Origin of the sequence: Cryobacterium cryoconiti (genome assembly GCF_004403065.1) — a bacterium.
In the GTDB taxonomy this organism is placed as follows: Bacteria; Actinomycetota; Actinomycetes; order Actinomycetales; family Microbacteriaceae; genus Cryobacterium; species Cryobacterium cryoconiti.
Genome location: NZ_SOHA01000005.1, coordinates 264,297 through 276,341, shown reverse-complemented (window position 1 = coordinate 276,341; position 12,045 = coordinate 264,297). Strand labels below are relative to the sequence as shown.

Here is a 12,045-nt window from a genome sequence, read left to right as displayed (position 1 = left end):
CGACCGGTCGGTTTTCATATAGAAAAATTGCATGGATTGTCGGTCACTTTTCCTCAACGCCGCTGCGCGAGTGTCAAAGGGCGGACTGATCCACCATTTTCCTTCGCGCGCGGCTCTTGTCCAGGGCTTGGCCATCGGGCCGTTGCAGGAAGCCGTCTCTCGGTGGGAGGCAATGGTTCAGAAGGAAACGGGTTTCTCGACTCCATTCGATCACCCCCACACCGACCTGTTGTCGAGGGCGAACTGACGGAGGGTGATGGCCGGTTGTCCGGTCAGCTTGCGGATCGAGTGGTTCGGGACCGCGGAGATATTCAGCCGCACCACGCGGTGGATCATCTTCTGCACCGCGATGTAATCCTCGGGGAGGTTCTCCGCAGCCAGCTGAGCGAGGTACTGGTCTTCGCTGGGCCTGGCGTACCTGATCGGTCGGCCGAGCACGTCGGTCAGGATCGTGGCGACCTCTCGGTAGGTGAGGCTCTGCTCGCCGGAGAGGGTGTACTTCTTTCCGACGTGGCCGGGCTGGGACAGGGTCGTGGCGGCGACCTGCCCGACGTCGCGCGCATCGATGAAAGCGGTTCTCGACCGTCCCGCGGGAACGAAGATCTCACCGCGTTCCCGGATCGGGCCGGCATAGGTGGTGGCGAGGTTCTGCATGAAAAAGTTCGGGCGTAGAAGCGTGTACGGGCTCCGAGTCTCCCGCAGGTACCGCTCAACCGCGTGGTGGGGTGTCTTGCGGTTGGCTTGCACGCCCTGCAGGGACAGGAAGGCGATCTGCCGAATCCCGCGTCGGTTGGCCGCGTCGATCACCGGGAACAATGTCCGCTGCACGTCGGCGATCGCCGGCGGTCGCATCAAGAAGAGGCGGTCCGCTCCCTCCAAAACGTCGTCCAGCTGCGCGGGGTCGGCGTTGAAAGAGAATTGCCGGGTTACTGCCGGGTGTGGGATCCGGACGGAATCGGATTGATCGCGGATGCCGGCGATCACGGGTTGCCCGAGCCGGAGCAGATGTTCCATCACGGCCGAGCCGACCGTTCCGGTCGCCCCGGTCACGAAGACCGCACCCATCAGGAGCCGCCTTTCACCTGCGCGAGCAGCCCGGCAAGGTCGGTCAGTGCCTCGTCCGTCAGCGTGTCAAACCAGGGCGCGCAGCGTTGAATAGCAATGCTCTCGAACGTCTCGACCTGGGAGCGCGCAGAGGTGGTGAGCCGAAGGAGCCGCACCCGTCCATCCTGGTCGGAAGCGAACTGCTCCACCATGTCATGCTCACGAAGCTGGTCCACGAGTTGCGTGACGGCACCTGGGGTGACCTGCAACAGTGCGGCGAGCTGACCCGGTGTTACAGAGTCCGGCGCGTGAGCGAGGAAGAAGAGGACATCCAGCTGGGTGCGAGTAAGGACCGTGCTGCCGAACGGAGTTGACCGCGGGTTCGCCAGCGACCGTGACAACCGAATGACCGCCGCCAACACCTCCCCCACCTGACTCGACCGGTGAGATGTGAGCACGGGCGCGGATTGTGTCATGCGCTGATGAACGGCATCTGCCCGATGAAGGTGCGGTCTTTCGCCTGGGTGAGGATGAAGTCTGCGAGATCATCTCGACTGATCTGGGTGCTGGCATCAACACCCACCCAGCCCACCCGGTACGTGCCGGTGCCCGCTTTCTCGGTCAGCCGCGGACCACGGACGACCGTCCATTCCAGCCCGGACGCCGTGAGCACCCGAAGGTGCTGCTCTGCGTCGGCGAGTACATGCCCGGACAGGGTCTTCAGCAAGAACCTGATGATGAGATCGGCGGGACCAGGTCGGTCTGATGGAGCGGATAGACCGCCGCCGGACAGGGTGACGATCCGCTTCACGTCGTGCCGCCCCATGGCATCCACGATGAGTTGGGTGCCCTCGGCCTGCAGCGTCGGCGGCGAACCTTTCACCTGCCCGAACAGGCTGAGCACGACGTTTGAGCCCGCCACCGTCTGATCCACAGCAGCCGAATCCAACACGTCACCGCGAATAACCGTCAGAGCCGGCGACGTCGTTGCAAGCCTGGCCGGATCACGCACCAGAGCCCGCACCTCAAATCCCGCGGCAAGAGCACGTGTCAGCACGCGACGCCCGGTCCTGCCGGTTGCACCGAACAAAGCAATCACTGTCATACCATTTAGTTTAGTTGCTAAACTTTATGACCCGGTACTACGCCTACGAAGTGGTACGACCAAGCCCGACGTTTGACGGCGTGAGTTCCCCGAGCACCGTGAGTACCTGCACGTATCCCAGTCGGTCCACACCAAATGGAAACAGCTTGTCCATGCCACATTGGCTGATGGAGCCGGGAAGGAGACAGCAGGGTCAGTCTGATCTGGCGGTGGAACTCAGGGGCACCACGACCGTGAAGCGGGCTCCCCGTCCCGTCCCTGCCGATGAGACCGTCACGTCCCCGCCGTGCGCACGCGCGATCTCACGGGCGATCGTGAGACCAATCCCCGATCCGGCGGAGCGGCGAGCCTGTCCTGGTACCCGGTAAAAACGCTCGAAGACACGCTCCGTGTCTTCCTCGGCCAGGCCCACTCCCGTATCGACCACGACAACCTCACCACGACCCCCGGAGCCCTGCGCAGTGATCGTGACGGCACCGCCCGCCGGGGTGGCAAGCAGGGCGTTGCCGAAAAGGTTGGTCAGAACCTGGGTGATCCGGTCCTGGTCCACGTGCACGGGCAGTGGCGTGTCAACGTTCAGTGTCAACGCCACGCCCGCATCGTCGAATTGCGGTGCGAGCCGGGTGGCCGTGCGGCGAGCAAGATCGGCAAGGTCCGCATCGACTGGATGCAGGTCGAGCCGCTGTTCCTGAGCGCGCGACAGGCTGGACAGGTCATCGGAGAGGCGGTGCAAGCGGCGCAGCTCGTCACTGAGGGAAGCGAACGTGTCGGGGCCGGCGGGGAACACGCCATCGATCAGCCCCTCGACGTAGCCGTCCAGGACGGTCAGGGGGGTTCGCATCTCATGAGCGACCTCACCGAGCAACCGGGTTCGCCGGGCCTCCGTATCGGCCAGGGCCGCAGCCAGCGTGTTGACGTCGGTGGCCAGCGCGGCCAGTTCCGGCTCGGAGGGGACGGGAACCCTGCCCCCATACTTTCCGGCGGCGATCAGCGTCGTCGCGGCCCGCACCGCGTTGAGGGGGCGAAGTAGGCGCCCCGTGACTGCCGCGGCCACAAAACCTGCGGCGATCACGCTGGCCAGCACCCCGACTATCAACGAGGTCGTGAGAGCGGACAGGAAGGCGGAGCGCACGCTGGTCGCGTCCATCGCCCCCATCGACATGCCGGTGCCGTCACTGTCCATCATCATGCCCAGCCGGTCTTCGAATAGTCGAGGAGCAAGCAGAGAGATGGTCAGATAGGCCACCAGCCCGCCGACCACGGCAATAGCGGCATAGGAGATGAACAGGCGCAGCGAGAGGCGCATCTTCATCGGGGCCCAGCCACGAACTTGTAGCCCACGCCCCGCACGGTGGCGATCACGTGTGGATCGCCGGCATCGTCGCCGAGTCGCGCGCGCAAACTGCGGATGTGGACATCGACGACGCGCTCGTCGCCGTAAAAATCGTAGCCCCAGACTTTTTCAAGCAGTTGTGCCCGGGAAAACACTCGCCCGGGCTCGGTGGCGAGTGCGGCGAGAAGGTCAAACTCCAGGCTCGACAGCCCCACTAAGGCTCCATTGACCTCGACCTCTCGGTGGGCCGGCTTGATGGACAACCCGTCGAAACGAAGCAGGGCATCTCCATCGGTCCGGTCCCCTCGATTGTCACGACGCAGCATCGCCTTCACTCGGGCCGTCACCTCGCGCGGGCTGAACGGCTTGGTCACATAATCATCCGCACCCACACCGAGCCCCACGAGCTTGTCGACCTCCTCCGCCCTGGCCGTGACGAGGATCACGTACGCGTCGCTGAACCCGCGCAACTGACGGAGCACCTCCAGCCCGTCGATCCCCGGCAGCATCACATCCAGGAGCACGAGAACGGGAGGGTCTTTGCGGAGTGTCGCAAGCGCCTCGGTGCCGTCCGCAGCCTCCGCGACCTCATACCCTTCCGCTTCCAGGTAGCCACGCAGGACGGTCCTGATCTGTGCCTCGTCATCGACTACCAGGACTTTCTGCATCGCTCACCTCTTTCCCCTGATTATCGCTGCCGACAGGCACTGTCTCCGCATTGCGCCCAGAAACTCGGCGAGAGGCCCCCCGCAGGCCCTACCTTTCGAGGACCTTCAACCGCTCTCGATATTCCGTTTCATTCAATTCACCCTTCGCGAAGCGATCATCGAGAATTTGACGCGCCTGACTCCGCTCGCCTTCCCCTCGGCCTGCCAGCGAACCTCCGCGCGACACACTGCGATCCGTTCCACCAGCAGAAACCCGCACAATCCAGACAACAAGAAGGATGACTGCGACGAGCATGAGCAGTCCTACCGGCCACCCCCACGCCATGTTGTAACCGTTTCCCCACATCATTTCTTCTGCTCCTTCAGTTCTTGTTCACTTTTGGACATTGAGGCAATCCGTGGCGGTCAGGTCGTCACCATTCCAGGGCCCATTCCAGACCCCATTCCTGAACCCGTTCCGGCTCCCGAGTGCATGCCCATTCCCGAACCTATGCCCATCCCCTCACCTCGGGTGCGGGTCGCGTCCAGCATCATGTCGATGCGGCTCTTCATCTGTTCCGCGGCTGCCGCCCTGTCATCAGAGGACAGAGTGCTGTCGGAGTCAAGATTGGTCATGAGCTCCGAGACCATCGCGTCCTTGAGTTCAGAAACCGATTTGCCCTGAGCTTCGGTGACATCCGCGAGGGACTCACCCGACTGCAGCCGCTCCTGCAGCTCCGTCTGGCTCAGACCGAGGTAACTAGCGACTGCGATCATGGGCGAACTCTGTCCGAATCCCATGCCGGCCATGTGACCGGTCTCGTGGTCGCCAACTGTTGACGCGGTCGTCGATGACGTCTGGGGAATCGTCTCATCACCGGTTGAGGCCTGCGCGGCGGTAACACCACCAGTGACAAGCGCCCCGACAAGCCCGAGTCCTGCAATACCAGCGGTCATGTTCTTCCGATTCAATTTCATCAGTCTCAACACCCTTCACGTTCAGCCACCAAGTTGGTGTCTACACACCAGCATGCAGACCGCGCATGAAGCTCCAGCCTCCGAGAGTGTGAAGGTTTGATGAAACGCCCTGACCTGGCTCCAACTGCTCCGCCCAGCCCCCTGCCGAACTGGTGAATCCTGCGGCCGTGCACCTGGCTACCGACCTCAACTCACGGAGCTCGAGATCAAGCAAGATGAGCCATTCACGGGCCGAGAGCACACTAGGGCATCCCCGACCACCCCAACCGGGTCGTGCATGTCATCGACGAGCGGCCAGATCCGTCGGGCGCGGCCGAATAAACGTCGCATAAACGTTGTGCGCTTGCCGCCTCAGTGGGTTCAGGAATTCTTGACTCTCCGACCTGCACCAATACCAACGAAATTTCGTTTACTTGAGGAACATCAGCAGGCGCCGCTCAACAACAAACAGTGCGTTTTAGCCGAGAACGCCCAAATTTTCGGGGCCACCCACGATCCTCGCCAGATCCCCCAAGGCGGCGAACTCCCGGAACGTCAGGCTGGCGGATGCTGCGCGGCCCCATGCGAAACAGCCAACGCAGGATCCGACAGGAGGTCCTGGCGGCCATAACCCAATCAATAAACGGTGCATGTACGTGGGGACAATGGAGTCGGGCCTAAGCCGCGAAGACAAGAGTCCCTGTTCAGTGGGTGTTTCTCTGTCGGGCCGAGAGACTTGAACCCACATCCAAGTACAAAACGATTCGAATCTCGCAACGCATGCGAATTTGAAAGTGCCGATCAACGCATATTTTAATGTAGGGCGGCCGGGACTTGAACCCGGGACCGACGGATTATGAGTCCGCTGCTCTAACCAGCTGAGCTACCGCCCCAAACGCGCATCTGGTAGATGCGCAGAACAACTGTCGGTGATCGAGGAGATCACCGGGTCCCACGATACAGGCCCGCGAATGGCTCGACTGCGCAGCTACTCCCCCGACTGCGCGGCAGCCTCTGATGCCACAGCGTCGATCGTCGGCTCACCGCGATACAGCGACTCAAAGGTACTCAGAGTGCGGTTGATGTCGTGCGCACCAATAAGGCGAAGTGACTCGCGTTTGAGGGCGTCCAGGTCGTCCGGCGCGGCAGTCAACACGGTCGTCAGCTTGTCCGCGAGGTCCTGGGCATTACCGGGTTCAAACAGGTATCCGTTCTGGCCGTCGTGCACAAGATGCGGCAGAGCCATGGCGTTGGCCGCCACGATTGGCAGGCCCGAGGCCATTGCCTCCATGGTCGCGATGCTCTGCAGTTCCGCGATCGATGGCATCGCGAAAACAGTTGAGCGGGTGTAAGCGGTCGCCAGCTCGGCATCCGTCACATAGCCGGTGAACGTGACCCGACCGCTCAGCCCCAGGGTCTGCGACAGGTTCTCCAGGTTGCGCTTCTGGTCCCCGCCGCCCACGATCTCGACCTTGACGTTCAGATCGGCTGCAAGCAGAGCAATGGCATGAAGCAGCACATCGATCTGTTTCTCGCCGGTCACGCGGCCGACAAAAAGGATGCGATTCTCGGAGCGGGGCGCGAAGCTCGGCACATAGTTGTGAGCATTGATGCCGCAGGAGATGGCCAGCACGCCCTCGAGACCGGTGTAACGCTCGAGGAACTGCGCGGCGCGCAGGGTCGGCGTCGTCACGGCCTCGGCCCGGCCGAAGGTGCGCCGAGCCGCACGCCATGCGCCCTTGATGATCCGATCGTGCAACCCCTTGGGCACCAGGGTGAACTCGAGCATGTTCTCCGGCATGAAATGGTTCGTGCCGATGATACGGATTCCCCGCTTCGCCGCCTCGATCGTTACGGCACGGCCCACCATGATGTGAGACTGGAAGTGCACGACATCCGGCTTGAAGGTGTCGAGGATGCGGCGGGTCTCCCGCGGGATGAACCACGGCAGCGCGTAACGCAGCCAATCGTGCGGGTACCAGCGCCAGCTCTGCAGACGGTGCACGACCATCGGCTGGCCCTCGTGGACCTCGGTCCAGGTGCCGAACTTGCGCGATGCGGCCGGCGCCATGATCTGTACCTCGTGACCGCGGGCCACCATCCCGGCCGCTAGACGCTCAGCGAAGCGCGCCGCACCGTTCACGTCCGGGGCGAAGGTGTCCGCCGCGATCAGGATCCGGAGCGGCTTCTTGGACACCGGCGCACTGAGGGTCGACTCGCTCGGCAAATCGGTCGAATCTGACAAAAGACACTGTCCCAACGTATGTGAGCCGGAGTTCGTCATCCGGCAGGTATTCATGTTTTCGACGGCGCGTACGCTGACGAGGTCTTCTAGCACCTTATTCTAAACCGTTCCCACAAACCCCATTGCGGCAACGGCGCGCCAGCCCCGATGCCAGTTGGGGCGGTCAGGTGATTGGTCAGTCGGTGGTGAGCGGGTGGTATCGGGCCAGCAAGAACACCCCGACGATCGCGATGACACCGGCCACGATGAAGGCGATGGCAGCCCAGGCCGGAGCCTGTTCCACCTCGCCCAGAACGATGATGCCGATCCCGACGGCGATCAGCGGATCAATAACGGTGAGCCCGGCGATCACCAGGTCGGGCGGGCCGGACGAGTAGGCATTCTGCACAAAGTAGGCACCGAGAGCCGCAGCCAACAGCAAACCCAGCACGCAGATCAGGGTCAGCCACTCGAAATTGCCGTTCTGGGTACGGTTGATGACGACCTTCGCCAGGGTCGCGACGAAGCCGTAGAGCACGCCGGCGCCGACGATGTAGAACATGGCTTTGAACCGGCTGCGCAGGAAGACGAAGGCGGCCGCGAAGAGCAGCAGAACGACGCCCAGCACGATCAGGATGGTGATCAGTTTTCGGTCGGTGACGGGCTTGTCCACGGCGGTGAAAGCGGCCACGGTGACGAAGAGGCCGACCCCGCCGACGCACATGGCGATTGCGATCTTCGATGCCCGGTTGACCGGGACCCGCGTGATCCGAGCGTTGAGAATCGATGTGATCACCAGAGCCACGGCACCGAGTGGCTGAACCATGATGATGGGGGCGAAGGCCAGGCTGGAGAGCTGGAACACGATCGCCAGGCCCAGCATGAGCGTGCCGAACACCCAGGATGGCCGGGCCAGCAACAGCATGAGCTGACGCGGATTGAGCCCGCCGGTGACCTCCACGGTATTCGCTTCGACTTTGGTTACCCCGCGGTGCTGGAATTGAGCGCCCAGCGACAGGAAGACCGCGCCCACCAGAGCAAGTGGAATCCCGATGGCCTGACGCGGGTTGATGGCGATTTCCGTTGCCAGGTCGGTCAGGTCAGGGGTCACCCAACGACCCTATCGAGAACCAGCCCGATATCCTTGGTCAATGGCCGTTCGTTCGATAGTTATTTCAGGAGATCCCGTTCTCCACTCCCCCGCTCTTCCCGTCGTGGATTTCGACGATGACCTGCGAGAACTCGTGCAGGACATGTACGAAACGATGGACACCGCACCTGGCGTCGGCTTGGCGGCGACGCAGGTGGGTGTGCCGCTTCGGCTGTTCACCTACAACTTCCTCGACGACGACGACCACCTGTGGCGCGGCGTTGCGATCAACCCCGAACTGTGGATCACCCCGGTTCCCGCGGGTGAGGCCGACGAGGACGAGGACGTCGAGGGCTGCCTGTCCTACCCGGGCGAGCGCTTCCCGCTCCTGCGCTCACCGTCCGCGATCCTGCGTGCAGTGGACCTCGAGCAGAAGCCATTCGAGATCCACGCCGAAGACTGGCTCGCGCGCATCTTCCAGCACGAGTACGACCACCTGGACGGCACCCTGTACGTGGACCGGCTGGAGCACTTCTATGCGAAGATCGCCACCAAGATCACCCGCAAGCGGGGCTGGGGCGTTCCCGGACTCGGCTGGATGCCCGGCGTCGACAACCTCGAAGACTGATCACCAGGGTCACCAGGTCAGCCGCGGGCGAGATCGACGCCGTGGATGCCGTTGTGAAAGCGCAATGACGGGAAGATCGCCGAGACCGTGAAGCCCACGCCGGGCACGGTCCCCGCGTTGAAGATGCCCCCGAACATCTCGGTGCGCTCGCGCATCTGAGTGATGCCTGCCCCGGAGATGCTGCCACTGAGCGCTTTGAGGTCGTCGTCGATCGTGTACGCGGTGCGGGCGGCGAAATCGGCGGCGTCGGCACTGTTACGGCGGGCGGCCGCACGGATGCCGTCATCGGCCACCAGCAGCGTCAGCCCGTCCTGGGTCCAGGTGAACGTGACCCGGGCCTCCGTGCCCACCCCGCCGTGGGTGAGGGAGTTGGCCAACGCATTCTGCAGGATGCGGAAGATCGCCAACTCGGCGCCTGGTTTGAGCGGAAACCGTTCACCGGTCTCGGTGAAGTCCACCGTCACGCCGGCATCGCGCATCACCCGGAACAGGTCGCGCGCCGATTGCAGGCCCGGCTGAGGTGTGGCACCGGATTCGCCCTCGCGCACGATCGTCAGCACGCGGCGCATGTCGGCCAGGGCGACCCGGCCGTCCTCGACCATCGCCGTCGCCACGCGAACGGCGCTGGACGGGTCGCTCTCGGCCGTATATCGGGCTCCCTCGGCACGGGTGACCAGGCGGGCCACGGAGAGTACGGCGACATCCTGCAACTCCCGGATGATGCCGAGCCGGCCCTGTTGCTCGGCGAGGGACAGTTGAAGGTCGATGCGCATCCGCTCTGCCGCGGTGCGGTCGAAGACCACGCGCCGGGCCCGGAACAGAGTGACCAGCCAGAGCGCCAGCAACACCAGGACAAGGGCGATCAGAACGGTGCTCAGATTAAGCCAGGACTCCACGGATGCCGCCTTTGCTGCTGCCACGTCGCACGGGAATGAACGGGATACAAAAAAGGCCACCAGGGGTGGAGCCCTTGGTGGCCTTTCGCTCCCCGACTTGGACTCGAACCAAGAACCTGCGCATTAACAGTGCGCTGCTCTGCCAATTGAGCTATCGAGGAATGCTGCGTTTACAACTCTGCTACTTTATCAAAAGTTGGCGATCTGCAAAATCGAGGCCGGTCGTCAGTAGCCGAGTCGGGGGTCGACGACCCCGACGAACCGCCCGTCTTCAAGGAAAGCACCCACATTGAGTCGAATCCGCTCGGCCAGAAGCGGTGCGGTCATCTCGGGCGTGTCGGCTGAATGCGGCGTGATCAGGCACCTCGGCTCGGTCCACAGCGGATGTCCCGGCGGCAGCGGCTCCGGATCGGTCACGTCGAGTGCCGCCGCCGCGATCGTCCCCACAGCGAGGGCGGCCACCAGGGCCTCCGTGTCGACGAGTGGGCCGCGCGCGATGTTCACGAGCACGGCTTCGGGGCGCATCAACTCGAGCTCGACCTGGCCGATCAGGTGCCGGGTGCCGCCCGTCAGCGCGGCCGCGACCACAACCACGTCGCTCGTCGGGAGCACCCGCGGCAGGTCCGCCGTCGCCACCGTGAGCTCGGCGCCGGGCACCGGTTCGCTGCTGCGCCGAACGACGGTCACGTGGGTGCCGAAGGGCGCGAGCAGCCGGATCAGCTCACGGGCGATCCCCCCGGCGCCGATGACGGTCACGTTCAGGCCGAAGAGCGAGCGACCCTCCGCACGGGTGCTCCACGTGGAGGCCCGCGCACGCTTGGGCAGCACACGCAGCAGAGCCAGTGTCAGGGCGAGGGCGTGCTCGGCCACGGGCTGCGCGTAGGCGCCCTTCGCACTCGTCCAGAGCAGGTCGGTGCGGTCCACTCCGCCCAGAACCTCGCTGAAGGCGTCGACCCCGGCCCACGGCAGCTGTACCCAGCCGATGCCCGGATGCTTCTCCAGGGTGGAACGCAGCTCCTCGGCCCGGCCATAGTCCAACCAGATCAACCCGCGGGTGTCGCCCGAGAGCTCGGCGAGGGTTCCACCGGCATCATGCACGGCGCGAGCGAAGGCGTCCCCGGGCCGAGGCAGGATCGTGATCGGGCCCGGGGCCGGCCGACGCTCCGCCGGCAGCGCCGAGACCTCGTCCGCAAGCACGGCCTGGTGCTGCACGGGCTCAGTTCTCGCTGACATGTTCACCGGGCTCGCTCTCATAGTCGTACTCGTCGTCGTCGTTCTCGTCCTCGTCACTCGCGGGGTCTCCCAGAAGGGCCGCGGCCAGTCCGGCGACATACGGATGCCGCGGGTCGTCGAACACCTCGTCGATCGTGCCCAGCCCCACCAGGATTCCCTGGTGCAGCACGGCGATGCGGTCGGCCACCCGACGCAGCACGTTGAGATCGGAGCTGATCACCAGCGCCGAAAAGGCCCGTTCCCGCTGCAACTCGCCGAGCAGGTCGACGACGGCGTCCCGCACGGTTGCGTCGACGCCTGCCGTGGGCTCGTCCGCGATCAGCAGCGCCGGACCGAACACGAGCGCCCGTGCCAGGGCCACCCGCTGGCGCTGCCCGTTGCTGAGCTCATAGGGGAACTTGGTGAGCACCGTCAACGGCAGGCGCACCGAGTCGACCATGGTGGCCACGAGGGTCTCCAGCTCGGCCCGGTCGTACCGTCGGTCCCGGTCGAGAACAGGTTCGGCCACGATCTCCGCCACGGTCAGGGTCGACGGCAGGGTGGCCGCGGCGTCCTGGGCCAAATGCCCGACCCCGAAGGTGAGCCGGGACAGTTTGCGCCGACGGATGCCGCGCATCCGGTACCCCTGCACCGTCGCCTCTCCCCCGGTGATCTGAGGCCGCACATCCCCGCCGCCGCGCCCCGTGAAGGCGGCCCCGGACAGCACCCGGGCCAGCGTGCTCTTACCCGAGCCGCTCTGGCCGAGCAGACCGAGTACCTCACCGGGTTCGAGTCGCAGGGTGAGGCCGTGCACGGCCACGAATGCGCCACTGGCGCCGTGGGGCGGGTATTCGATCGTCAGGTCGCTCGTGGAGAAAGCAGGTATCGGTGCGGCGCCGCGGGTCATGA

The 12,045-nt window shown here is 64.4% G+C and carries 13 protein-coding genes and 2 tRNA genes; 1 reads left to right on the top strand and 14 read right to left on the bottom strand.

Annotated elements, in window-relative coordinates; all coding sequences use genetic code 11:
* Positions 1 to 210 precede the first annotated feature (210 nt).
* The 10 genes from E3T49_RS02665 to E3T49_RS02620 form a co-directional block, all read right to left on the bottom strand.
* Complete coding sequence (locus tag E3T49_RS02665; RefSeq protein WP_134423229.1) at positions 211 to 1,065, bottom strand: SDR family oxidoreductase; 855 nt, start codon at positions 1,063 to 1,065, stop codon at positions 211 to 213.
* Complete coding sequence (locus E3T49_RS02660) at positions 1,065 to 1,520, bottom strand: MarR family winged helix-turn-helix transcriptional regulator (protein WP_134423227.1); 456 nt, start codon at positions 1,518 to 1,520, stop codon at positions 1,065 to 1,067. Before E3T49_RS02660 ends, E3T49_RS02665 begins: the two co-directional genes overlap by 1 nt.
* Positions 1,517 to 2,149, bottom strand: a complete 633-nt coding sequence (locus E3T49_RS02655; protein WP_134423225.1) for an NAD(P)-dependent oxidoreductase — start codon at positions 2,147 to 2,149, stop codon at positions 1,517 to 1,519. Before E3T49_RS02655 ends, E3T49_RS02660 begins: the two co-directional genes overlap by 4 nt.
* A gap of 193 nt (positions 2,150 to 2,342) precedes the next feature.
* Positions 2,343 to 3,461: a sensor histidine kinase gene (locus E3T49_RS02650; RefSeq protein ID WP_134423223.1), complete on the bottom strand. Its 1,119-nt coding sequence runs from the start codon at positions 3,459 to 3,461 to the stop codon at positions 2,343 to 2,345.
* Complete coding sequence (locus tag E3T49_RS02645) at positions 3,458 to 4,150, bottom strand: response regulator transcription factor (RefSeq protein WP_134423221.1); 693 nt, start codon at positions 4,148 to 4,150, stop codon at positions 3,458 to 3,460. Before E3T49_RS02645 ends, E3T49_RS02650 begins: the two co-directional genes overlap by 4 nt.
* 88 nt (positions 4,151 to 4,238) lie before the next feature.
* Positions 4,239 to 4,499, bottom strand: coding sequence for an SHOCT domain-containing protein (locus E3T49_RS02640; protein WP_198414205.1), 261 nt, complete (start codon positions 4,497 to 4,499; stop codon positions 4,239 to 4,241).
* Positions 4,500 to 4,555: 56 nt separating this feature from the next.
* Positions 4,556 to 5,107, bottom strand: a complete 552-nt coding sequence (locus E3T49_RS16075; protein ID WP_166785447.1) for a hypothetical protein — start codon at positions 5,105 to 5,107, stop codon at positions 4,556 to 4,558.
* Positions 5,108 to 5,905: 798 nt separating this feature from the next.
* A tRNA-Ile gene (locus E3T49_RS02630) sits at positions 5,906 to 5,979 on the bottom strand.
* A gap of 95 nt (positions 5,980 to 6,074) precedes the next feature.
* Positions 6,075 to 7,283, bottom strand: a complete 1,209-nt coding sequence (locus tag E3T49_RS02625) for a glycosyltransferase (RefSeq protein WP_241972597.1) — start codon at positions 7,281 to 7,283, stop codon at positions 6,075 to 6,077.
* Between the two features lie 223 nt (positions 7,284 to 7,506).
* Positions 7,507 to 8,421 carry a DMT family transporter gene (locus E3T49_RS02620; protein ID WP_134423215.1) on the bottom strand — a complete coding sequence of 305 codons (915 nt, stop codon included), beginning with the start codon at positions 8,419 to 8,421 and terminating at the stop codon, positions 7,507 to 7,509.
* 40 nt (positions 8,422 to 8,461) lie between these two features.
* Here E3T49_RS02620 and def point away from each other — a divergent pair, with 40 nt between their 5' ends.
* Positions 8,462 to 9,028 (top strand): peptide deformylase, encoded by a 567-nt coding sequence (gene def, locus E3T49_RS02615; protein WP_134423213.1) that lies wholly within the window; start codon positions 8,462 to 8,464, stop codon positions 9,026 to 9,028.
* Positions 9,029 to 9,045: 17 nt separating this feature from the next.
* Here def and E3T49_RS02610 read toward each other — a convergent pair whose 3' ends face one another.
* From E3T49_RS02610 to E3T49_RS02595, 4 genes are all read right to left on the bottom strand, one after another.
* Positions 9,046 to 9,948 carry a sensor histidine kinase gene (locus E3T49_RS02610; RefSeq protein WP_134423211.1) on the bottom strand — a complete coding sequence of 301 codons (903 nt, stop codon included), beginning with the start codon at positions 9,946 to 9,948 and terminating at the stop codon, positions 9,046 to 9,048.
* A gap of 64 nt (positions 9,949 to 10,012) precedes the next feature.
* Positions 10,013 to 10,085 (bottom strand) — tRNA-Asn (locus E3T49_RS02605).
* Between the two features lie 64 nt (positions 10,086 to 10,149).
* Positions 10,150 to 11,157, bottom strand: a complete 1,008-nt coding sequence (locus tag E3T49_RS02600; protein WP_174722369.1) for a D-isomer specific 2-hydroxyacid dehydrogenase family protein — start codon at positions 11,155 to 11,157, stop codon at positions 10,150 to 10,152.
* Positions 11,141 to 12,043, bottom strand: a complete 903-nt coding sequence (locus E3T49_RS02595; RefSeq protein WP_134423207.1) for an ATP-binding cassette domain-containing protein — start codon at positions 12,041 to 12,043, stop codon at positions 11,141 to 11,143. The genes E3T49_RS02600 and E3T49_RS02595 overlap by 17 nt, the downstream gene beginning before the upstream one ends.
* Positions 12,044 to 12,045: the final 2 nt, after the last annotated feature.